The sequence below is a fragment of the Streptomyces liliifuscus genome (genome assembly GCF_016598615.1).
GTDB lineage: Bacteria > Actinomycetota > Actinomycetes > Streptomycetales > Streptomycetaceae > Streptomyces > Streptomyces liliifuscus.
On sequence record NZ_CP066831.1, the window covers coordinates 2,474,864 to 2,497,188 of the forward strand.

General features: G+C 69.9%; 20 protein-coding genes. 12 read left to right on the forward strand and 8 right to left on the reverse strand.

Going from position 1 to position 22,325, the window contains the following annotated elements:
- Positions 1-282 precede the first annotated feature (282 nt).
- Positions 283-876 carry an adenylosuccinate lyase gene (locus tag JEQ17_RS10555; protein ID WP_200394997.1) on the reverse strand — a complete coding sequence of 198 codons (594 nt, stop codon included), beginning with the start codon at positions 874-876 and terminating at the stop codon, positions 283-285.
- Between the two features lie 358 nt (positions 877-1,234).
- Between JEQ17_RS10555 and JEQ17_RS10560 the strand changes: the two genes are divergently transcribed.
- The 9 genes from JEQ17_RS10560 to pssA all read left to right on the forward strand — a co-directional run bounded on the left by JEQ17_RS10560 (position 1,235) and on the right by pssA (position 12,168).
- A complete protein-coding gene (locus tag JEQ17_RS10560) occupies positions 1,235-3,052 on the forward strand; it encodes a 3-hydroxyacyl-CoA dehydrogenase family protein (protein ID WP_200394998.1) in 1,818 nt (605 codons plus the stop codon).
- Between the two features lie 151 nt (positions 3,053-3,203).
- Positions 3,204-4,019: a TetR family transcriptional regulator gene (locus tag JEQ17_RS10565; RefSeq protein WP_200394999.1), complete on the forward strand. Its 816-nt coding sequence runs from the start codon at positions 3,204-3,206 to the stop codon at positions 4,017-4,019.
- Positions 4,020-4,416: 397 nt separating this feature from the next.
- On the forward strand, positions 4,417-5,754 hold the full coding sequence (gene ccrA / locus JEQ17_RS10570; RefSeq protein WP_143640985.1) for a crotonyl-CoA carboxylase/reductase: 1,338 nt from the start codon (positions 4,417-4,419) through the stop codon (positions 5,752-5,754).
- A 10-nt stretch (positions 5,755-5,764) separates the two neighbouring features.
- Positions 5,765-7,813, forward strand: a complete 2,049-nt coding sequence (locus JEQ17_RS10575) for a protein meaA (protein ID WP_200395000.1) — start codon at positions 5,765-5,767, stop codon at positions 7,811-7,813.
- Entirely contained in the window at positions 7,810-8,775 is a 966-nt protein-coding gene (locus tag JEQ17_RS10580) for an HpcH/HpaI aldolase/citrate lyase family protein (protein ID WP_200395001.1), read from the forward strand. The genes JEQ17_RS10575 and JEQ17_RS10580 overlap by 4 nt, the downstream gene beginning before the upstream one ends.
- A gap of 4 nt (positions 8,776-8,779) precedes the next feature.
- Positions 8,780-9,292: a MaoC family dehydratase gene (locus tag JEQ17_RS10585; RefSeq protein ID WP_200395002.1), complete on the forward strand. Its 513-nt coding sequence runs from the start codon at positions 8,780-8,782 to the stop codon at positions 9,290-9,292.
- Positions 9,293-9,294: 2 nt separating this feature from the next.
- The gene (locus tag JEQ17_RS10590) at positions 9,295-10,500 is read left to right on the forward strand and encodes an acyl-CoA dehydrogenase family protein (RefSeq protein WP_200395003.1); all 1,206 of its coding nucleotides are present in this window, start codon (positions 9,295-9,297) and stop codon (positions 10,498-10,500) included.
- A 170-nt stretch (positions 10,501-10,670) separates the two neighbouring features.
- Positions 10,671-11,327 (forward strand): phosphatidylserine decarboxylase, encoded by a 657-nt coding sequence (locus tag JEQ17_RS10595; RefSeq protein WP_055612050.1) that lies wholly within the window; start codon positions 10,671-10,673, stop codon positions 11,325-11,327.
- 22 nt (positions 11,328-11,349) lie between these two features.
- Positions 11,350-12,168: a CDP-diacylglycerol--serine O-phosphatidyltransferase gene (gene pssA, locus JEQ17_RS10600; protein ID WP_055612055.1), complete on the forward strand. Its 819-nt coding sequence runs from the start codon at positions 11,350-11,352 to the stop codon at positions 12,166-12,168.
- A gap of 141 nt (positions 12,169-12,309) precedes the next feature.
- On the opposite strand, the gene JEQ17_RS10605 is transcribed toward pssA, so the two are convergent.
- From JEQ17_RS10605 to JEQ17_RS10625, 5 genes are read right to left on the reverse strand one after another with little or no spacing between them, the layout of a single operon-like run.
- Positions 12,310-13,584 (reverse strand): ABC transporter substrate-binding protein, encoded by a 1,275-nt coding sequence (locus JEQ17_RS10605; RefSeq protein ID WP_200395004.1) that lies wholly within the window; start codon positions 13,582-13,584, stop codon positions 12,310-12,312.
- A complete protein-coding gene (locus JEQ17_RS10610; RefSeq protein ID WP_200395005.1) occupies positions 13,581-14,678 on the reverse strand; it encodes a branched-chain amino acid ABC transporter permease in 1,098 nt (365 codons plus the stop codon). The genes JEQ17_RS10605 and JEQ17_RS10610 overlap by 4 nt, the downstream gene beginning before the upstream one ends.
- Positions 14,671-15,561, reverse strand: a complete 891-nt coding sequence (locus JEQ17_RS10615; RefSeq protein ID WP_200395006.1) for a branched-chain amino acid ABC transporter permease — start codon at positions 15,559-15,561, stop codon at positions 14,671-14,673. Before JEQ17_RS10615 ends, JEQ17_RS10610 begins: the two co-directional genes overlap by 8 nt.
- The gene (locus tag JEQ17_RS10620; RefSeq protein ID WP_234048146.1) at positions 15,558-16,493 is read right to left on the reverse strand and encodes an ABC transporter ATP-binding protein; all 936 of its coding nucleotides are present in this window, start codon (positions 16,491-16,493) and stop codon (positions 15,558-15,560) included. Before JEQ17_RS10620 ends, JEQ17_RS10615 begins: the two co-directional genes overlap by 4 nt.
- 8 nt (positions 16,494-16,501) lie before the next feature.
- Positions 16,502-17,326 (reverse strand): ABC transporter ATP-binding protein, encoded by an 825-nt coding sequence (locus JEQ17_RS10625; protein WP_200401423.1) that lies wholly within the window; start codon positions 17,324-17,326, stop codon positions 16,502-16,504.
- Between the two features lie 180 nt (positions 17,327-17,506).
- On the opposite strand from JEQ17_RS10625, the gene JEQ17_RS10630 reads away from it, so the two are divergent.
- Positions 17,507-18,697: a PucR family transcriptional regulator gene (locus JEQ17_RS10630; RefSeq protein ID WP_200395007.1), complete on the forward strand. Its 1,191-nt coding sequence runs from the start codon at positions 17,507-17,509 to the stop codon at positions 18,695-18,697.
- Between the two features lie 246 nt (positions 18,698-18,943).
- Here JEQ17_RS10630 and JEQ17_RS10635 read toward each other — a convergent pair whose 3' ends face one another.
- On the reverse strand, positions 18,944-20,110 hold the full coding sequence (locus JEQ17_RS10635; protein ID WP_383381410.1) for a glycerate kinase: 1,167 nt from the start codon (positions 20,108-20,110) through the stop codon (positions 18,944-18,946).
- A gap of 121 nt (positions 20,111-20,231) precedes the next feature.
- Positions 20,232-20,486 (reverse strand): hypothetical protein, encoded by a 255-nt coding sequence (locus tag JEQ17_RS10640; protein ID WP_200395008.1) that lies wholly within the window; start codon positions 20,484-20,486, stop codon positions 20,232-20,234.
- Between the two features lie 138 nt (positions 20,487-20,624).
- Here JEQ17_RS10640 and JEQ17_RS10645 point away from each other — a divergent pair, with 138 nt between their 5' ends.
- Together JEQ17_RS10645 and JEQ17_RS10650 are read left to right on the forward strand one after the other, a co-directional pair.
- Positions 20,625-21,737 (forward strand): ADP-ribosylglycohydrolase family protein, encoded by a 1,113-nt coding sequence (locus JEQ17_RS10645; protein WP_200395009.1) that lies wholly within the window; start codon positions 20,625-20,627, stop codon positions 21,735-21,737.
- 57 nt (positions 21,738-21,794) lie between these two features.
- Positions 21,795-22,286: an NUDIX domain-containing protein gene (locus JEQ17_RS10650; protein WP_200395010.1), complete on the forward strand. Its 492-nt coding sequence runs from the start codon at positions 21,795-21,797 to the stop codon at positions 22,284-22,286.
- Positions 22,287-22,325: the final 39 nt, after the last annotated feature.

The following is a 22,325-nucleotide window of genomic DNA, read 5'->3' on the forward strand; positions in this document are numbered from 1 at the left end:
GATGCCCGGTCCCGCACCCGCTGCCTATCGTGCGAAAAGTGCGGGCCCGTAAAGTGCGGCCCCGCGGACTGGGGCCGCCGGGGAGCAGGACCCGGGCCAGATGCGCGGAGATGACGGCAGGTCGGATCCCGCGACGTTCGTCCGCCTGCCGGTCGCCCGTCTCCCGCCGGGCGAACCCCCGGCGACCCCGCCTTCTCCAGGGACACCCGGCATCCCTCTGTTCACAGGGCACTCCGCCGTGCCCAGCCATTCCCATTCATGTCCGTCCACGTCCCTCAACGCCTATCCGCGTGGCGTGCGCTGTGCCGGCAGCCTCTTCAGCGCGCCGGCCGCCGCCTGGGCCAGCGGCGGATGGGCGAGGGCCTCGTTCAGGACGGGGCGGGCCCGTTCGTCGCCCAGGGCGCCGAGGCCGTCCACGCACGCGATGGCGACACGGCGGTACGGGTCGTGCGGGCGGAACCTGCGGGCCAGCGTCGTGATCAGCGCGGGTACGGACTCGGGGGCGCGCAGCTCGACCAGGAGCCGTACCGGATGGAGCGCGTAGGCGACGCGCAGTTCGTTGGTGGCCAGGGCGGCCGCCGCGCGGGCCGTGCGCGGGTCGCCGAGCCGGGCCAGGGCGTGCGCGGCGGCCGCGCAGCGCTGCGGATCACGGTGGTTGAGCAGCAGGACGAGTGCCTCGAAAGCCCGCCGGTCCCCGGCGAGCCCGAGCCGGAACGCGGCCAACTCCCTTGCCCAGAGCCGTTGTTCGGGTGCGATGAGTACGTCTGCCAGTTCGTCGAGGTCGTCGGTCGAGGCCAGCCGTTCGTACGAGTACGAGGCGGCCGCGCCCGCCTCGTGCCGTAAGCGCTGGGTGAGCGATCGCAACTCTTCGTCCATATCGCCGAAGCCTATCGGCGACGTACGTCACATTCACCGGGGACTGGCGCGCTCGTTACCCACGAGTTAAGCTCAATCGAGCGAGTTACCCACTCGCTGACTTGCTCGTGGTGGCCTGGTGACGCAGCCGCCGCGGGTGCTGGTCGGTTCGGTACTTCATGTACCTCAGTACGACACGGCTCCGGGACAGGGCCGGTCGGGTCTTCCTCACCGTTTCGTGGGCTTGCGTTCTCGCCCACTCACGGCGCCGGGCCTGTGCGCTTTCGTCGCCCGGCATCACCCGCAACCTCCGCACCGTGTGCGCCCGTCGGCGTATCCGGGTGCGTCCCTCAGTCGTCACTCATCCTGGAGTCCCGCGATGGCCACTCCCCTGTCCGACCCTTCCCTGTCGCTCTCCGCGTCCCCGCTCAAGACCGTCGCCGTCGTCGGCCTCGGCACAATGGGGACCGGCATCGCCGAGATCCTGGCCAAGGCCGGCCGCGAGGTCGTGGGCATCGACATCAGCGAGGCCGCCGCCACGCAGGCCACGGCCGCCCTGGAGTCCTCGACAGCCCGTGCCGTGCGGCGCGGACGCCTCACCGAGCAGGAGCGCGACGACGCCCTCGCCCGCTTCGTCACGTCCACGGACCTGAGTGCCGCGGCCGACGCGGACCTGGTGATCGAGGTGGCTCCGGAGTCGTACGACATCAAGCACCAGATCTTCCGGGAGCTGGACGGCATCGTGCGTCCGGAGACGATCCTGGCGACCGGCACCAACGCCCTGTCCGTCACGCGCCTCGCCGCCGACTCGGCCCGCCCCGAGCGGGTGCTTGGCCTGCACTTCTTCAACCCGGCCCCGGCGATGAAGCTGGTCGAGGTGGTCTCGTCCGTGCTGACCGCGCCGGCCGCCGTCGCCGCCGTCACGGACCTCGCCCTCGAACTCGGCAAGGAGCCCGTCGCGGTCGGCGACCGCCCCGGCTTCGTCGCCGACGGACTGCTCTTCGGCTACCTCAACCAGGCCGCCGCGATGTACGAGGCGAAGTACGCGAGCCGCGAGGACATCGACGCCGCGATGAAGCTGGGCTGCGGCCTGCCCATGGGCCCGCTGGCCCTGCTGGACCTGATCGGCGTCGACACCGCCCGTACGGTCCTGGAGGCCATGTACGCCGAGTCACACGACCGGCTGCACGCGCCCTCCCCCATCCTCAAGCAGCTCAGCGAGGCGGGCCTGACCGGCCGCAAGTCGGGGCGCGGCTTCTACACCTACGACGCCCCGGGCAGCGCGACCGTCGTGCGGGACGCGCTGACTCCCGCGGAGGGCGCCTCGCTCGTGCCCGGCCGTACCGTGCGCTCGGTCGGCGTCGCGGGCTCCGGCACCATGGCGTCCGGTATCGCGGAGGTCTTCGCGAAGGCCGGGTACGAGGTCGTGCTCGCCGCCCGCAGCGAGGAGAAGGCGCAGACCGCCAAGGCCCGTATCGGCAAGTCGCTCTCACGCTCCGTCGACAAGGGCCGGATGACCGCAGAGGCCGCCGCCGAGACGCTGGGAAGGATCACTCCGGCGGGCTCGTACGACGCCTTCGCGGACGTCGATCTGGCCCTGGAGGCGGTCGCCGAGGACCTGGAGATCAAGCGGCAGCTGTTCGCGGTGTTCGACAAGGTCTGCAAGCCGGGCGCGATCCTGGCCACCACGACCTCGTCGCTGCCCGTCGTGGCCTGCGCCCGCGCCACCTCGCGGCCGCAGGACGTGATCGGCATGCACTTCTTCAACCCGGCCCCCGCGATGAAGCTGGTCGAGGTCGTGCGCACGGTCCTGACGGCCGACGACGTGCACGCCACCGTCCGCGAGGTCTGCGCGAAGGTCCGCAAGCACCCGGTGGACTGCGGCGACCGGGCCGGTTTCATCGTGAACGCGCTGCTGTTCCCGTACCTGAACAACGCGATCAAGATGGTCGAGGAGCACTACGCGACGCTCGACGACATCGACGCCGCGATGAGGCTCGGGGGCGGCTACCCGATGGGTCCCTTCGAGCTCCTGGACGTGGTCGGCCTGGACGTCTCGCTGGCCATCGAGAAGGTCCTGCACCGCGAGTTCCGCGACCCCGGCCTCGCCCCCGCGCCCCTCCTTGAGCACCTGGTGGCCGCGGGCTGCCTCGGCCGCAAGACGGGCCGCGGCTTCCGCGAATATGCACGGCGCTGAGCCACGCGACCTCCGGGCCGGCCTCCGGCCCGGGGACGGCCCCGCGGACTGGGGCGGGCTGCTCGATCCGGCCGCCGCCCCCGTCCCGGTCCCGGTCGGGGAAAGACCCGCTCATGAGCGGTCCGCCGCGTACATGCAGTACGTTCGGGGCATGTCCCAGCCCGCCAAGTCCTCCCGTACCCCAGCCACGCCCGACGCTCCCGAGAGCGCCGCGGGCAGTCGTGCGGCCGCGCAGCGGCTCAAGATGCGCCGTGAACTTGCGGCCGCCGCGATGGAGCTGTTCGCGACGAAGGGGTACGAGGCGACGACCGTCGACGAGATCGCGGCCGCGGCCGGGGTCGCCCGGCGCACCTTCTTCCGGCACTTCCGCTCCAAGGAAGAGGCGATCTTCCCGGACCACGACGACACGTTGATCCGGGCCGAGGCGGTGCTCAACGCGGCGCCGGCGCACGAGCATCCGCTCGACACGGTGTGCCGGGGCATCAAGGAAGTCATGAAGATGTACGCGGCGAGGCCGGAGATCTCGGTGTCGCGCTACAAGCTCACCCGCGAGGTACCGACCCTGCGGGAGGCGGAGATCGCGTCCGTGGCGCGGTACGAGCGGCTGTTCACGCGCTATCTGCTGGGCCACTTCGACGAGCACGCCCACGACGACGACGCCAACGACGACCCGCTGCTCGCCGAGGTCGCCGCGTCCGCCGTGGTCACGGCCCACAACCACGTGCTGCGGCGGTGGCTGCGGGCGGGCGGCCAGGGAGACGTCGAGAGCCAGCTGGACCACGCGTTCGCGATCGTCCGGAAGACCTTCGGTACGGGGATCGGGGCGGGGCGGGAGTCCGCGCCGCTCTCGCCGCCCTCCTCCGCCGCGTCCGTGGAGGGCGAGGTGCTGGTGACCGTGGCCCGTGTGGACGCGCCGCTGCACCAGGTGATGCGCACCATCGAGCAGGCACTGAAGGAACGGTCGTAGGGGCCTTTCCGGACCTCTGAAGGGGCACGCCCACCAGGGCGTTGCCCCTTTTTTGCTGCCGTTTTCGCCGCCGTTCTGATCGATCATCGCTCATCTGTTACCGGCAGATGACAAGTGAGAGAAATTGTTGGCACTCGGTGCCTTGCTAGATGACACGGCGTGCCATACGTTGAAGTTGTCCGGGCGGCCGGCGTGCAGAGATCCTTCGTACGCCGGCTGTCCCCGCAAGCCAATGGCCTGCGCGCCCGGACGCCTGCGTCACAGGCAACCTTCCGCGCCACAACGCGCTGCCGAGCACCACCCTCGCCGAACCGACGGCACTGCCTCACACCAGCAGCAATCACCCCGACGTAACCCTCAGCGTTCCCCTCAGACGCTCATCGCCGGAGGCACCACCGTGAAGGAAATCCTGGACGCGATTCAGTCGCGGACCGCCACGTCCGCCGACTTCGCCGCACTGCCGCTCCCCGAGTCGTACCGCGCGATCACCGTGCACAAGGACGAGACGGAGATGTTCACCGGACTCGCCACCCGCGACAAGGACCCCCGCAAGTCGATCCACCTGGACGACGTGCCGGTGCCGGAACTCGGCCCCGGCGAGGCCCTGGTGGCCGTGATGGCCTCCTCGGTCAACTACAACTCCGTGTGGACCTCGATCTTCGAGCCCATGGCGACCTTCGGGTTCCTGGAGCGCTACGGCAAGCTCAGCGACCTCACCAAGCGCCACGACCTGCCGTACCACATCATCGGTTCCGACCTGGCGGGCGTCGTGCTGCGCACCGGTCCGGGCGTGAACGCCTGGCGGCCCGGTGACGAGGTCGTCGCGCACTGCCTGTCCGTCGAGCTGGAGTCCAGCGACGGGCACAACGACACGATGCTCGACCCCGAGCAGCGCATCTGGGGCTTCGAGACGAACTTCGGCGGCCTCGCCGAGATCGCGCTCGTGAAGTCCAACCAGCTGATGCCCAAGCCCGACCACCTGTCGTGGGAGGAGGCCGCCGCACCCGGTCTGGTGAACTCCACCGCCTACAGGCAGCTGGTCTCCCGCAACGGCGCCGGCATGAAGCAGGGCGACAACGTCCTCATCTGGGGCGCGAGCGGCGGACTCGGCTCGTACGCCACCCAGTTCGCGCTCGCCGGCGGCGCCAACCCCATCTGTGTGGTGAGCAGCCCGCAGAAGGCGGACATCTGCCGTGCGATGGGCGCCGAGGCGATCATCGACCGCAACGCCGAGGACTACCGGTTCTGGAAGGACGAGCACAACCAGGATCCGAAGGAGTGGAAGCGCTTCGGCAAGCGCATCCGTGAGCTGACCGGGGGCGAGGACGTCGACATCGTCTTCGAGCACCCGGGCCGCGAGACCTTCGGCGCCTCGGTCTACGTCACCCGCAAGGGCGGCACGATCGTCACCTGCGCCTCGACCTCGGGCTACAACCACGAGTACGACAACCGGTACCTGTGGATGTCCCTGAAGCGGATCATCGGCTCACACTTCGCCAACTACCGCGAGGCCTGGGAGGCCAACCGGCTCATCGCGAAGGGCAAGATCCACCCGACGCTCTCCCGGGTGTACTCGCTGGAGGAGACCGGGCAGGCCGCGTACGACGTGCACCGCAACCTCCATCAGGGCAAGGTCGGAGTCCTGGCGCTGGCGCCCACCGAGGGCCTCGGCGTGCGCGACGAGGAGAAGCGCGCCCAGCACGTCGACGCCATCAACCGCTTCCGGAACATCTGAGGGCCACCCCATGACTGAGCGCCAGACGCCGCAGGCGAAGCAAGAAAGGGACCGGCCGTGGCTCATGCGCACCTACGCCGGTCACTCCACGGCCGAGGCGTCGAACGAGCTGTACCGGCGCAACCTCGCCAAGGGCCAGACGGGTCTGTCGGTCGCGTTCGACCTGCCGACACAGACCGGCTACGACCCCGACCACATCCTCGCCCGCGGCGAGGTCGGCCGGGTGGGCGTGCCCGTCTCGCACCTCGGTGACATGCGCCGGCTGTTCCAGGACATCCCCCTGGACCAGATGAACACCTCGATGACCATCAACGCCACCGCCATGTGGCTGCTGGCGCTCTACCAGGTCGTCGCCGAGGAGCAGGGCGTCGACATCACCCGGCTCCAGGGCACGACCCAGAACGACATCGTGAAGGAGTACCTGTCGCGGGGGACGCATGTCTTCCCGCCGGTGCCCTCGCTCCGTCTGACGACGGACATGATCTGCTACACGGTCAACAACATCCCCAAGTGGAACCCGATCAACATCTGCAGCTACCACCTGCAGGAGGCGGGAGCCACCCCGGTCCAGGAGATCGCGTACGCGATGTCGACCGCGATCGCCGTCCTGGACGCGGTGTTCGCGTCCGGGCAGATCGCGGAGGAGCAGAAGGGGGACGTGGTCGCGCGCATCTCCTTCTTCGTGAACGCGGGCGTCCGCTTCGTCGAGGAGATGTGCAAGATGCGGGCGTTCGGCCGCATCTGGGACAGGATCACGCGCGAGCGGTACGGCATCGAGAACCCCAAGCACCGCCGCTTCCGGTACGGGGTCCAGGTCAACTCGCTCGGTCTGACCGAGGCCCAGCCGGAGAACAACATCCAGCGGATCGTGCTGGAGATGCTGGCGGTGACCCTCTCGAAGGACGCACGCGCGCGTGCCGTCCAACTCCCGGCCTGGAACGAGGCGTTGGGCCTGCCCAGGCCCTGGGACCAGCAGTGGTCCCTGCGCATGCAACAGGTGCTCGCGTACGAGAGCGACCTGCTGGAGTACGCGGACATCTTCGAGGGCTCGCACGTCATCGAGGCCAAGGTCGCCCAGCTGGTCGAGGACTCGTTCGCCGAGATCGACCGGATCCAGGAGATGGGCGGCGCGATGGCTGCCGTCGAATCGGGCTATCTGAAGTCTCAGCTCGTCTCGTCGCACGCCGAGCGCCGGGCCCGTATCGAGTCCGGTGACGAGAAGATCGTCGGCGTCAACATCTTCGAGTCGACCGAGCCGAACCCGCTCACCGCCGACCTGGACGCCGCGATCATGACGGTCGACCCGGCGGTCGAGGCCGGGGTGACCGCCGCCCTCAAGGACTGGCGCGACACCCGCTACCAGCCCCCCTTCAACCACCCGCGCCCCTGCAAGGCGCTGGAACGGCTGAAGGAGGCCGCGAAGGGCACCGGCAACCTCATGGAGGCCACCCTGGAGTGCGCCCGTGCCGGAGTCACGACCGGCGAGTGGGCCGGTGCCCTGCGCGAGGTGTTCGGCGAGTTCCGTGCCCCCACCGGTGTGTCGTCCGCGCCCGTCGCGGTGACCGCCGAGGAGGGCACGGCGATGGCGATGGTCCGCCGAAAGGTGGAGCTGACCGCGAAGGACATGGGCGTCGGCAAGCTCCGCTTCCTGGTGGGCAAGCCGGGCCTGGACGGGCACTCCAACGGCGCCGAGCAGATCGCCGTACGGGCCCGTGACGCCGGCTTCGAGGTGGTCTACCAGGGCATCCGGCTGACCCCCGAGGAGATCGTGACCGCGGCCGTCGCCGAGGACGTGCACGCGGTGGGCCTGTCGATCCTCTCCGGCTCGCACGCCCAACTGGTGCCTGACGTGCTGGAACGGCTGCGTGTGGCCGGTGCCACAGACATCCCGGTGATCGCCGGTGGCATCATCCCGAACAGTGACGCCGAAGACCTGCGGGCCGCGGGAGTGGCCGCGGTCTTCACTCCGAAGGATTTCGACATCACCGGAATCATCGGCCGGATCGTCGACGAGATCCGGAAAGCGAACAAGCTCGACCCACTGGAGGTCCCCGTATGACCAGCCCCGTCAACCGTCTGCGTCCGCGCCGCTCCTGCCTCGCGGTGCCCGGGAGCAACCCCCGCTTCCTGGAGAAGGCGCAGGGCCTCCCGGCCGACCAGGTCTTCCTGGACCTGGAGGACGCGTGCGCGCCGCTGGCCAAGCCCGAGGCGCGGCACACCATCGTCAAGTTCCTCAACGAGGGTGACTGGACGGGCAAGACGCGGGTCGTGCGCGTCAACGACTGGACGACCGAGTGGACGTACCGCGATGTCGTGACGGTGGTCGAGGGCGCGGGCCCGAACCTCGACTGCATCATGCTGCCGAAGGTCCAGGACGCCCAGCAGATCGTGGCCCTGGATCTCCTGCTGACGCAGATCGAGAAGACGATGGGCTTCGAGGTCGGCAAGATCGGCATCGAGGCGCAGATCGAGAACGCCCAGGGACTGAACAACGTCAACGAGATCGCGACGGCCTCCCAGCGCGTCGAGACGATCATCTTCGGCCCGGCCGACTTCATGGCGTCGATCAACATGAAGTCGCTGGTCGTGGGCGAGCAGCCGCCCGGCTACCCGGCGGACGCCTACCACTACATCCTGATGAAGATCCTGATGGCCGCCCGCGCCAACAACCTCCAGGCGATCGACGGTCCCTACCTGCAGATCCGCAACGTCGAGGGCTACCGCGAGGTCGCGGGCCGTGCCGCCGCGCTCGGTTTCGACGGCAAGTGGGTGCTGCACCCGGGCCAGGTCGAGGCGTCCAACGAGATCTTCTCGCCCTCGCAGGAGGACTTCGACCACGCCGAGCTGATCCTGGACGCGTACGACTTCTACACGTCCGAGGCGGGCGGCAAGAAGGGCTCCGCGATGCTCGGCGACGAGATGATCGACGAGGCCAGCCGCAAGATGGCCCTCGTCATCTCCGGCAAGGGCCGGGCCGCGGGCATGCAGCGCACGTCCAAGTTCGAAGCCCCGGAGGCCTGAGCACATGCAGTTCGGACGCACCTACGAGGAGTTCGAGGTCGGCGCGGTCTACAAGCACTGGCCTGGAAAGACGGTCACCGAGTACGACGACCACCTCTTCTGTCTCCTGACGATGAACCACCACCCCCTCCACATGGACGCCAACTATGCGGAGAACACGACCGACTTCGGGAAGAACGTCGTCGTGGGGAACTACATCTACTCGCTGCTGCTCGGCATGTCCGTGCCCGACGTGTCCGGCAAGGCGATCGCCAACCTGGAGGTCGAGTCGCTGAAGCACGTCGCGCCGACCTTCCACGGCGACACGATCTACGGCGAGACGACGGTCCTCGACAAGACCCCGTCGAAGTCCAAGAACGACCGCGGAATCGTCTACGTCGAGACCAAGGGCTACAAGCAGGACGGCACGCTGGTCTGTGTGTTCCGCCGCAAGGTGATGGTCCCCACCGAGACGTACATCAAGGAGCGCGGCGGCGAGCAGCCCGGCCGCCCCCGGCTCAAGGAGCAGGAGAAGTAGCCATGGCGCGACTCGCCCAGACCGCCGGTCTGACCGACATCCAGCAGGAGATCCTGTCCACCGTCCGGGACTTCGTGGACAAGGAGATCATCCCGGTCGCGACCGAGCTGGAGCACCGCGACGAGTACCCGCAGCAGATCGTCGACGGGCTCAAGGAGTTGGGCCTCTTCGGCCTCATGATCCCCGAGGAGTACGGGGGTCTGGGCGAGTCGCTCCTCACCTACGCGCTGTGCGTGGAGGAGATCGCGCGCGGCTGGATGTCGGTGTCCGGCATCATCAACACCCATTTCATCGTTGCGTACATGCTCAAGCAGCACGGGACGCAGGAGCAGCGCGAGTACTTCCTTCCGCGCATGGCGGCGGGCGAGGTGCGCGGCGCGTTCTCCATGTCGGAGCCGGCACTCGGCTCGGACGTTTCGGCGATCACGTCGAAGGCGGTCAAGGACGGCGACGAGTACGTCCTGAACGGTCAGAAGATGTGGCTGACGAACGGCGGAACGTCGACGCTCGTGGCCGTTCTGGTGAAGAGTGACGAAGGACACCCCGAGGGCACCGCGCCCCACAAGTCGATGACGACCTTCCTGGTGGAGAAGGAGCCCGGCTTCGGAGAGGTCCGCCCCGGCCTCACCATCCCCGGGAAGATCGACAAGATGGGGTACAAGGGTGTCGACACCACCGAGTTGATCATGGATGGCCTGCGCATTCCGGCCAATCGCGTGCTCGGCGGGGCCACCGGCCGAGGGTTTTACCAAATGATGGACGGCGTCGAGGTCGGCCGCGTCAACGTGGCGGCGCGTGGCTGTGGCGTCGCTCAGCGTGCGTTCGAACTGGGCGTCTCCTATGCCCAGCAGCGTCACACTTTCGGCAAACCGATCGCCCAGCACCAGGCGATCCAGTTCAAGCTGGCCGAGATGGCTACCAAGGTCGAGGCCGCCCATGCGATGATGGTGAATGCTGCACGCAAAAAGGACTCCGGGGAGCGAAACGACCTCGAAGCAGGGATGGCGAAGTACCTCGCCTCCGAGTACTGCAAAGAGGTCGTCGAAGACGCCTTCCGGATCCACGGCGGTTACGGCTTCTCCAAGGAGTACGAGATCGAGCGCCTCTACCGTGAGGCCCCGATGCTGCTCATCGGTGAAGGTACCGCCGAGATCCAGAAAATGATCATCGGACGCAGGTTGCTCGAAGAGTATCGGACGCAGGGCTAGATATACCGATTCGGGGTGTTTTCATCGAGAAGAAGATCACACCCCGTCAGCACTCTTCGGACGCCGACTCGGCTTCCTGGCTTGCCCAGTTGTGGCCCGCGACCGGTACGATCCCGGGAAAGCCGCCGTCCCCCGTTACAGCGCGGCATCATCCGCTACGAAGGTCATCCATGCCCCACAGCCAAACCTCTGCACCACGCGACAGCCTGGCAGGCGTACGTATTGCGCGCGGAGCATCGCCGTGGCTCCTCCCGACCGTCGCCACCGCAGCCCTCAGCCTGGTACGCGCGCGCAAGTCCGGCGCCGCCAAGGCCGTCGCCGTACCCGCCACCGCGCTGGCGGCGGGCATGCTGTGGTTCTTCCGCGACCCCGAGCGCGAGATCGCCCCGGGCCGGGTCATCTCCCCGGCCGACGGTGTGGTGCAGAGCATCATGCCGTGGAAGGACGGTCGCACCCGCGTCGCGATCTTCATGAGCCCGCTGAACGTCCACGTCAACCGCGCGCCTCTCTCCGGCACGGTGACGTCGGTCGAGCACATCCCCGGCGGTTTCGTTCCGGCGTTCAACAAGGAGAGCGAGAACAACGAGCGCGTTGTCTGGCACTTCGACACCGAGCTCGGCGACATCGAGATGATCCAGATCGCCGGTGCGGTCGCGCGGCGCATCGTGCCGTACATCCCCCAGGGCACGAAGGTCGAGCAGGGCGACCGGATCGGGCTGATCCGCTTCGGGTCCCGCGTCGACATCTACCTCCCCGAGGGTGTCGAGGTCGACGTGGAGGTCGGACAGAAGACCGTGGCGGGGGTGACTCGCATTGACCGTGATTGATCCCGAGACACAGGCCGGCTGGGTGCCGGAGGCCGACGAGCTGGACGACGAGGAGGAGATGCCCCTCTCTCTCCGCCTCTCAATAGCGGACACCCTCACACTCGGTAACGCCACGTGCGGCTTCATGGCGGTGTACTTCACCACCACCGGCATCCTGATCCCGCACCTCACGGGCAGCCAGGAGACCGGCATGGCGCGGCACAGTGCCGCGACCGCCGTGATCCTGATGCTGTGCGCCGCGGTCTTCGACCTGTTCGACGGACTGGTCGCCCGCAAGCTGCGCTCCTCCCCCATGGGCGCGGAGCTGGACAACCTCTCCGACCTGATCAGCTTCGGCCTGGCGCCGGCGTACTTCGTGCTGGTCTACGGCATGGTCGCCGACGACGCGCACCAGCGGGTTGCGGCGGTGGGGGCCATCGTGGTCCTGCTGGCGGTCGTGCTGCGGCTCGCCAGATTCTCCTGCGTCACGGTCAAGGACGGCACCTTCCAGGGCATGCCCTCGCCGTTCGGCGCGCTGACCGTCGTCTCCATCGTGCTGCTGGAGCTGCCGTTCGTCGCCACGCTCATGGCGATCATCGGCACCGCGTGGCTGATGGTGAGCCGGGTCGAGTACCCGAAGCCGCGGGGGCGGCTCGCCGTGGCGATGCTCTCCTGGATCGTCACGAGCATGGCGCTGCTCGCGGCCTGGGCGTTCGACGCGCCTGGTGGGCAGTTGCTGCTTCAGACCGGGTGTGCGTTGCAGTTGGTGACCGGTGCGGTGATTCCCCTCTTCGCCACCGCTCGGAGGGTGAACAATTTTCGGGACAATCGGCGTGAGGCGCGGGCTGCGCAGCTGCCGTAGGTGTTTTTGCGTGATCCGAAGGGCCCCGAACCTGTTGGTTCGGGGCCCTTCGTTTTGGGGTGGCTTCGGGTGTTCGGTCGGGTGCGGGTGGGTGGGGGCTTGTCGCGCAGTTCCCCGCGCCCCTGAAAGACCGGGTGGCCTTCAGGGGGCCAGGGTGTACTCCGCCGCCGCGTCCGAGGCCTCCGGGTCCCTTACCACCTTCATGCCGCCTGTCACCGTTTTGTCGGGCTGGAGGATGACGCTCTGTTTGGAGGAGGGGGCGTTGGGGTCGGTGAAGTCCTGGGGGATGCCGAAGCCCGTGTCGAGGGAGTTGATCGTGAGGAGGGCCTTGTCGACGCCCTCGCGGGTCAGGTCCTTGGACTCGCAGGCCTTCTTCAGGGCCTCGCCGAAGGCGTAGACCGCGGTCCAGCCGGCGACGACTCCGTTGTCGAGGGCGTCCTTCGGGTACGCCTTCTTGTAGTCGGCCACCAGCTTCTGGGCCTCCGGAGTGTCCGCGCCGATGGGCAGCGAGGGCGAGGCCACGTAGTAGTTCTTCATCAGGGCCGGGCCCGCCTGGGTCGCCAGGAGCTGCGGGGCGAAGGCCGAATTGTTGCCGATGATCGGGACGTCGAAGCCGCCGGCCGCGGCGACACCGACGAGCGAGGCCGCCTGGCGCGGGCCCGCACTGATCACGACCGCCTTGACGCCGGCCTTCTTCAGGGCGGCGACCTGGGCGGTCATGTCGTTGTCGGTCGGCTTGATCTTCTGTTCCACGACGGTCAGCCCTGCCTCCTTCGCGATGTGCTTCGAGCCGACCAGCGCGCTCTCGCCGTAGTCGCCCTCGAAGTAGACGTGCCCGATCTTGTCGCCCTTCTTGATGCCCTTCTCCTTCATCAGGAAGTCGACGGCGTTGATCGTCTCGATGTCGTACGTGGATCCGATGACCCGGATGTACGGGCTGCCGAGCAGCGTGGCCGACCAGGCCTGCGGCAGGACCAGGCCCTTGTCCTGGCCGTCGATGCGCTGCTTGACCGCGGCGACGAACGGGGAACCGATGAACTGCGTGAAGCCGAGCACCTTCGGCTCCAGCTCGGTGTACCCGGCGAGGGCCTTCTGCGGGTCGTAGCCGTGGTCGCGGACGGTGAGCTCGACCTTGTAGCCGCAGACGCCGCCGTCGGCGTTCAGCTGCTTCACATAGAGCTGCTGGGCCTGGGTGACGCTCTTGCCGAGGGTCGCGTACACGCCGGTCATGTCGGTGAGGACGCCGAGCGTGATGGTCTTGCCGGAGACGCCGTCACCGGTCTTCACCTCGCCCGCGCCCGTCCCGTTCTCCTTGCCGTCGTTGTCGCTGTCCTTGGCCTTGGAGCTGCACCCGGCCAGCACGAGCAGCGCGGCGAGCGCGCCTGCGGTCACCTGGGCCGCGTAAGTCGTCCTCATCGTTCCTCCCCTGGGATGGACCGTGGACCGGTCCTGACACGACGCCCGGCGGCCACCCTGACCAGGCCGCCGGGCAGGAAGAGCACCACCGCGACGACGGCGGCGCCGTAGAGGTACCGGGATGCCTCGCCCGGTGCGATCCCGCCCGTACCGGGGGCGGAGACCAGGGGCAGCGCATCGCTGTAGCGGGTCAGCAGCTGCGGCAGCAGGGAGACGAACGCGGCCCCGACCACCGCCCCCGAGACCGAACCGAGCCCGCCGATGACGATCATGGCGAGGTATTCGAGCGACAGCGTGATGCCGAAGTAGTCCGGCACCGTCCGCTGGAAGACCAGGGCGAGCAGGACGCCCGCGAGGCCCGCGTACATCGAGGACAGGACGAAGACGGCGGCCCGGTAGCGGGCGACGGGCACGCCGATGACACCGGCGGCGATGCGATGGTCGCGGATCGCGTTCATGGCGCGTCCGGGGCGGCCGCGCAGCACCCCGCGGGCGAAGAGCGCGCAGCCGAGGAGGAGGACGAGTCCCGCGTACCAGAGCTTCTCCGCCGAGCCGAACGGCACGGCGGCGACGACGAGTTCACTGTCGTCGAAGGTGAGTCCGAAGAGGCTCAGGGGCGGTACGTCACGGCCGTTGAAGCCGCCGGTGAGGTCGCGGGCGTTGAACAGCACGTGCTGGCCGATGAAGATCAGCGCGAGTGTGGCGATGCCCAGGTAGGCGCCGCGCAGCCGGCCCGCGATGGGGCTGAAGAGGCCGCCCGCCAGGCCCGCGACGAGGACGGCGAGGACGGCGGCCAGCCAGGTCGGCAGGCCGAGGCCGGTCAGCCCGTCACCGCCGTCGGCGGCGAACACGCAGTAGCCGTACGCGCCGACCGCGAGGAAGAAGGCGTGGCCCATGGAGAGTTGCCCGGTGGAGCCGGTGAGGAGGTTGATGCCGATCGCCCCGATCGCGGCGACCATCGCGAACAGCCCGGCCTGGAGCCAGAACCGGTCCAGGTAGAAGGGCAGGGCGAGCAGGAGGAGGGCTCCGGCGGCCCAGACGTACGTGCGGGTGCGGGCGGCGGGTCGCAGCGGTCTCACGAGGGCCTCAGACACGGGCGAGCTCCTTCGTGCCGAACAGCCCGGCGGGCCGGATGAGCAGGATGACGGTCATCACGAGGTAGGGGGCGAGGTCGCCCAACCCCCGGCCCAGGAAGGTCAGTTCGCTCTGGTAGCCGGTGGCCAGGGATTCGGTGACACCCACGAGCAGGCCGCCGACGAGGGCTCCGGTCGTGGAGTCGAGGCCGCCGAGGATGGCGGCGGGGAAGGCCTTGAGGGCGGCGAGCGAGGTGGCTCTCTCCAGGCCGGGGGTCGGGAACACGGTCAGGAACAGCGCGGCCACGGCCGCGAGTCCGCCGGCCACGGCCCAGGCCCCGAGCGACACCCTGCCGAGCCGTACGCCCATCAGCGCCGCCGTCTCCGGGCTCTCGGCGGCGGCCCGCATCGCGACGCCCCAGGAGGTGTAGCGGAACGCGAGCAGGAACACGGTGATGAGCAGCGCCGCGGCCACGAAGGCCGCGATGCGCGTGTGGGCCAGGGAGATGGGGCCGAGGGTGAGCACGGCGTCGCCCCACGGGTCGCCGAGGGGCAGGACGTCCGTGCCGATGCGGCGGGTCAGTTCGGTGGTGAGCAGGATGTCCACACCGATCGTGACGATGGCGAGGACGCTGTGGTCGGAACCCCGGTAGCGGCGCATCACCAGGAACTCCACGGCCGCGCCGACCACCGCGGCACCGGCGATGCCTACCAGCAGAGCGGGCCAGAAGCCGAGGTCGTCGTGGAGGGTCGCGGTGACGTACCCGCCCGCCAACAGCAGTGACGCATGGGCGAAGTTGACGACCTCGGTGGCCCGGAAGATGACCACGAAGCCGAGGGCGATGAGGGCGTAGACCGACCCCATCGACACGCCGTTGAGGAGGAGTTCGGCGAAGGTGCTCACGAGGCGTTCTCCTCTCCCGAGCGGTGCTCCCCCAGGTAGGCGCGTACGACCGCCGGGTCGTTCTGTACGTCGGCGGGGGCGCCGTCCGCGATCCGGCGCCCGAAGTCGAGTACGGTCACCGCGTCAGCGAGCCGCATCACCACCCCCATGTCGTGTTCCACCAGGACGATCGAGATGCCGAGGCTGTCGCGAACTCCCGCGATCACGGCGGAGGTTCGGCGGCGTTCGTCGGCGGTCATGCCCGCGACCGGCTCGTCCAGGAGCAGCAGACGCGGCTCCATGCAGAGGGCGCGGGCGAGTTCGGCGAGTTTCTGCTGCCCGTACGGGAGGGAGCCCGCCGGGCGGCCGAGGTAGGGCGCGATGCCGACGAACTCGGCGATCTCGCGTACGCGTTCACGGTGCCGGCGCTCCTCGCGGGCCGCCGCGGGGAGGCGAAGTCCCGCCGACAGGAAGCCGGTTCGGGTGAGCCGGTGGCGGCCGAGGAGCAGGCTGTCCTCGACCGTGGCGAGCGGGGGCAGCGCGAGGTTCTGGAAGATGCGGGCGACGCCCAGATCGGCGATGCGGTGCGGAGGCATGCCGGTCAGTTCGTGCTCGCCGAAGAGGACGCTGCCCGCGGTGGCTCGGTAGACCCCGGACAGGACGTTGAAACAGGTGGACTTTCCGGCGCCGTTGGGGCCGATGAGGGCGTGGACGGTGCCGGGGCGCACGGTGAAGTCGACGGCGTCCAGGGCGGTGAGGCCCGCGAACCGGACGGTCAACTCCCTTACGTGGAGCGGCGGGACGTCGACGATCGGCGAAGTGGCCTCCGGCGGCGGGGAGTCCGGCGGGGCGGGGGCCGACCGGGTTGTCGGGTCCTGTCTGCTGTCCGGCCCGGCGCGGTCCGGCTCGTCGTCGCTCGGTGTGCCGTCGCTGGGCATGGCGTCGCTCGGCATGTCGGTGTTCACCCCTTCCAGCGGGTCAGTGCCGGGTGCGTGGTGCGGGCCCGCTCGGCGTCGGCCGCCGCGTCCTCGTCGACGACGCCCAGATAGCGGCGGCGCACCTCGTCGGAGGCGGCCAGCTCGTCCGCGGGACCCGACAGGGTGACTTCGCCGACTTCGAGGACGTACGCGCGGGAGGCGAGCCGCAGGGCGAGGGCGGCGTTCTGTTCGACAAGCAGGATCGAGGTGCCCTGAGCGTTGATCTCCCGCACGGTGTCGGCGATCCGCTCGGCCATCAGCGGGGCGAGTCCGAGGGACGGCTCGTCGAGGAGCAGGATGCGCGGGGTGGCCATCAGGCCGCGGCCTACCGCGAGCATCTGCTGTTCGCCGCCCGACAGCAGGCCGGCCCGCTGCTGGGCGCGGTCGGCGAGGACGGGGAACAGTTCGTGGACGCGGCGCAGGGCGGCGGCCCGGCCGGCCCGGCCCCCGGTGGCGCCCAGTGCCCCGGCGCGGAGGTTGTCTGCGACGGTCATCCGGGCGAACACCCGTCGCCCTTCCGGTATTTGGGACACTCCGGCGGCGACGACGCGGTCCGGCGACAGCCCGTCGAGGCGGCGGCCGTTCAGGCTCACCGTGCCGCCGGTGACCGCGCCGCCGTGGAAGGACAGCGTCCGGCAGACCGCCCTGAGCAGGGTCGACTTGCCCGCGCCGTTGCCGCCGAGGACGGTGACCACGGCTCCCTCGGGCACCTCCAGGGACACCTGGCGCAGTGCGCGTACGGGCCCGTATCCGACCGACAGCTCATGAACGACCAGCCCGGAACCGACCGAACCACCCGAACCACCCATCGAACGCCCCCTGTTCTCGCCCCGTGTGGCGCTCACCACAGCACCGGTGGGGGCGTCCGTCCACGGGGTGCGGGCGAATCGCTGCGGGTGACCAGCGGGCGCGGCCGTGCGTTGTGCGCGCGCACAACACCGCGTGTCAGGGGCCTGTGCGGGGCGGCCCACCGGTGGCATCCTCCGGCCATGGGAGCCCGCAGAAGGCGTACCGGTCATGACTGGAAGCTGCTCACCGAGTCCTGTACAGCGCTGCTGGAACGGTTGCCCGAGCTCGTCGACGAGCACATGCGGCAGCTTGCCGAACACTCCCCCGTCTATGGGGAGTTCCTGCCGTACGACCAGCAGTGGCGGGAGGCCGAGGAGGCGATGCGGATCGGGATCCAGACGATGTCCGCACCCCGGGACTCGCCCCGCCGCGACCTGGAGTACGCGGAGGAGGCGGGGCGGCGGCGGGCCCAGCAGGGGCTGCCGCTGGAGTTGCTCGTGCACGCGTATCGCGCCGCGGGGTATCTGGTGTGGGACGCGTTGATGGAGGAGGGGGCGGCGGCCGGGCAGGAACCGGAGCGGCTGGTGGTGCTGATGCGGTCGGCGACCATGGTGTGGTCCGCCGTGGACGCGCAGGCCGCGGTGGCCACCGAGGCGTACCGGGCGACCGAGATGGAGCTTCGGCGGCGTACCGACGAGCGGCTTCAGGCGTTGCTCGACGCGCTCCTCGAAGGGCAGGAGGCGCCCGGGCTCGCGGCTCGGGCCGCCGCCGGGCTCGATCTTCCCGAGCGGGGGCCGTATGCCGTGGTCGTGCTGCGGTCCGAGCGGCGGGAGTCGTATCGGCGGCCCGTTGAGGGGGACGGGTTCCGGTTCATCTGGCGGATGCGGGCCGACTGTGAGGTCGGGGTGGTCGCCCTTGCGGGCGGGCAGGGGCTCGACGGGGTGGCGCGGGCGCTCGACGGGCGGTGTTCCGGTCCCGGTGGGATCAGTCCCGTCGTCGCCGGGCTTGCCGAGCTCGGGCGGGCTCGGCGGTTGGCCGAGCTGGCGCTTCGTACGTGCCCGCCCGATGCGACGGCCGTTGTGCGGCTCGATCAGCGGATGCCTACGGCGCTTGTCGTGAGCCAGCCGGAATTGGCGGGGCGGCTTGTGTCCGATGTGTTCGGGTCACTGCTCGAGCTCGAGCCTGCGGATCGGGCTGTGTTGCTGGAGACGTTGGATGCGTGGCTTGCTTGTGAGGGGTCTGCCGGGCGGGCGGCCGGGCGTCTGTACTGCCACCGGAACACGGTCTTCAACCGTCTGCGGCGGTTGGAGCAGCTCACGTCCCGGTCGTTGGCCCGGCCTCGGGATCTGATCGAGATGACGTTGGCGTTGGACGCGTATCGGTTGAGCTAGGCGTTTCTCGCCCCCGCCGCCCCTACCCATTCCCGTCCCTTACTCAGGGGCTCCGCCCCCGAACCCCCAAAAGACTGCGCAGTTCCCCGCGCCCCTAGGTACCTAGGGGCGCGGGGAACTGCGCGACAAGCCACAGCCGGACCCGCACCCGACAACGCACCCGCCGGGGTCTGGGGCGGAGCCCCAGGGGACGGGAATGGGTAGGGGCGGCGGGGGCGAGAAAAGCCCCCGGCCGGCGTCGGGCCCTCAGATCAGGAAGTCCTGGGCGATTCGTTCGCCCACGGATTCCAGGATGGGGCCCGCTTCGGCGATGCAGCGGGCGACGTCGGGCTCGATGTCCGTGAGGGGATAGGCCCGACGGATCCCGGCCCGCCCGAGCGCCTCCGGCGGAAGGGCGAGGCGCCCACAGACCGCGATGACCTCCTTGTCGGCGGCCCGCGCGGCAGCCGCGACCCCGGCGGGAGCCTTCCCGTGCAGGGTCTGCTCATCGAGGGACCCCTCACCGGTGATCACCAGCGTGGCCCGCTCAAGCGCGGGGGCGAAGCCGAGCACGTCGAGCATGACCTCGATGCCCGGCCGGAAGCTCGCGCCGAGACCCACCAGAGCCCCGTACCCGATACCCCCCGCCGCCCCGGCCCCCGGCGCGACGGCGTACTCCGCCGCCTTCGACCCGATCGTCTTCTCCAGCACCGCGGCGAAGTGCGCGAGCCCCGCGTCCAGCACCGCCACATCGTCGGGCGAGGCCCCCTTCTGGGGCCCGTACACCGCCGGCGCCCCCTTGGGCCCGGTAAGCGGGTTGTCCACGTCACTCGCGAGGACCACGTCCACGGAGGAGAGGCGGGGGTCCAGACCGGACAGGTCCGCCGTGGCCAGCCGGCCCAGGGAGCCTCCCCCGGGCGGCACCGGCTCGCCGTCCTCGTCGAGGAAGCGCGCCCCGAGCGCGGCCAGCATCCCGGCCCCGCCGTCCGTGGTGGCGCTGCCGCCGACGCCGAACACGATCGTTTGGGCCCCGGCGTCCAGCGCGGCCCGGAGCAGTTCCCCGGACCCGTACGTGGACGAGGTGAGCGGTGCGAAGGACCCGGCGGGCAGCCGCTGGAGGCCGCTGGCCTCGGCCATCTCCACGACGGCGGTGTCGTCGCGCAGCGCGAACGCGGCGGTGATCTCGTCACCGAGCGGCCCGGCGACCCGTACCTCACGCCGCTCGAAACCGGCGGCGACCGCCGCGTCGACCGTGCCGTCGCCACCGTCGGCGACCGGCAGTGCCTCGACCTCGACCCGCGGCGCGACCCGGCGCAGTCCGGCCGTCACCCGCTCGGCCACCTGCACGGCGGTGAGCGAGCCCTTGAACTTGTCCGCGGCGATGAGCACCCGCTGGTTCCGGCCCTGGCCCCGATTCACTGCAGCGTCCGCCACCTTGCATTCCCCTTGCTCTTCGGGCCTTGCACACGTCAAGGCAGTCGCGCCGCTGCGACCCTAACCGGAGGAGGGGGCCGCTGCCCAGGGCGGTTCTCACGTCCCGGACAGCGGCCTCGGGTCAGCCGGCGTCGGCGCCGCGGGAGTCGTACAGCTGATGCGTCAGCGTCCCACTGCCCCCGAACGGCACGCTGATGTGCTCCAGGATGTCCTCCATGGCATCGACATCCCCCGTCCGCACACCGACGTCCCCGGTGTTCACCAGAGGCTCGGCGGGCGCCGCCTGCGCGGGCGCCGCACCGGTGACGGACAGGACGGCGACGGCTGCGGCGGCGGCACCGGCCGCCAGGACGGTCGTACGACTCATCGACTTCATGGATCTCCCAGTTCATGGGGCACCGGTTTCCGGGACCCCAACCGCAATACGACTAAAACCTGACGAGCCTCTCATGTGGTGTAGTGCCGGATTTGCGTACAGCGGGCAGGACGGGCGGGAATTCGGTACACCGGGTGTATGACCCCTGTGGGCGTTGACGATCTCGCGGACCGCGTCCTCGGCGGCTGGCTCGGCCGGATCGCGGGCAACATGCTCGGCAAACCGGTGGAGCGGGGTGACTACTGGACGCGGGACCGCATCGACCGCTATCTGCGGCAGGCCGACGCGCTGCCCCTCACCGACTACCTGCCGGAGCCGGTCCGACCGAGCGGCAGGAGCGACGAGAGCGACGAGTTCGTGCTGCGTCCCGAGTGGCGACGGTGCGTGCGCGGCCGGATCCACGGAAGCTGCCGGGACGACGACGTGGACTACGCGATCCTCGGCCTGCACCTCCTGGAGACGCACGGTTTCGGCTTCAGTACGGAGCAGGTGGGCGACCTGTGGCTGCTGCGGCTGCCGTATCTGCAGACGTTCACGGCGGAGCGCGCCGCGTACCGGAACCTCGCGAACGGGCTGAAGCCGCCGCTGACAGCGACCTACGACAACCCGTACCAGGAGTGGATCGGCGCCCTCATCCGCGCGGACGTCTACGGCTGGACCAGTCCGGGCATGCCCCGGCGCGCGGCCTCGCTGGCCCGCCGGGACGCGGTCCTGTCCCATACGGGGAACGGTGTGTACGGGGCGATGTGGGCGGCCGCGCTGGTGGCCGCCGCGTTCACCGCGCCGACCGTGCGGGACGCCCTGGACACCGCGCTCACGGTGATCCCGGCGAGCAGCCGCCTGGCGCGTACCGTGCGCCGGGTGATGACGCTCCACGAGACCGGGCTGGGCTGGGAGGACACGCTCGACACGGTGGCGGAGGAGACGGCGGGCCTCGGCTGGATCCATACGATCCCGAACGCCGCCGTCCTGACGGCCGGACTCCTGTACGGCGAGGGCGACTTCACCCGCTCCATCGCCCTCACGGTCCGCGGCGGCCTGGACACCGACTCGAACGGCGCGACCGCGGGTTCCGTCGCGGGTGTGCTGGGCGGAGCCACCGCGATTCCCCCGCAGTGGACGGTCCCGCTGGAGGACACCGTGCACAGCGCGGTGTTCGGTTTCGACGGCGTACGGATCAGTGAACTGGCGGAGCGGACAGTGCGGTTGGCGGCGGGTGCCGATCTGCCCGCCGGGGCGGTGACCTCGTAAGGATTACTCCCGGGTGATCTTTCCCGGGCGCCGGGCCTGCCTCGTTACGCTGCCCCAATGACGACTCCTGACTACGCCACGTACATCGCGGGGCTCCCCCGTGTCCTCGTCGGTGCTGCCGCGCTCCTCCGTGACACCGAGGGCCGTGTGCTGCTCGTCGAACCCAACTACCGGGACGGCTGGGCGCTGCCCGGCGGAACCGTCGAGTCCGACGACGGCGAGACCCCGCGGCAGGGCGCCCACCGCGAGACGCTGGAGGAGATCGGCCTGGACCTGGAGATCGGCCGGCTGCTCGCGGTGGACTGGGTGCCCGCCACCACACGTCCGCCGATCGTGTCGTATCTGTACGACGGAGGCGTCCTGTCGGAGGACCAGTTCAAGGCGATCCGGCTGCAGGAGGAGGAGCTGCTGTCCTGGCGTCTGGTGGCGCGCGAGGAGTTCCCCGAGTATCTGCCGGGTTCCCTGGGCGGCCGGGTGCTCGCCTCGCTGGACGTGCTCGCGTCGGGCGCGGGGACGGTGGAACTGGAGAACGGACGTCCCGTGGCCTGAGTCCTCCGGATTCCTCGACTTCCCTACCTGTACGGCCCG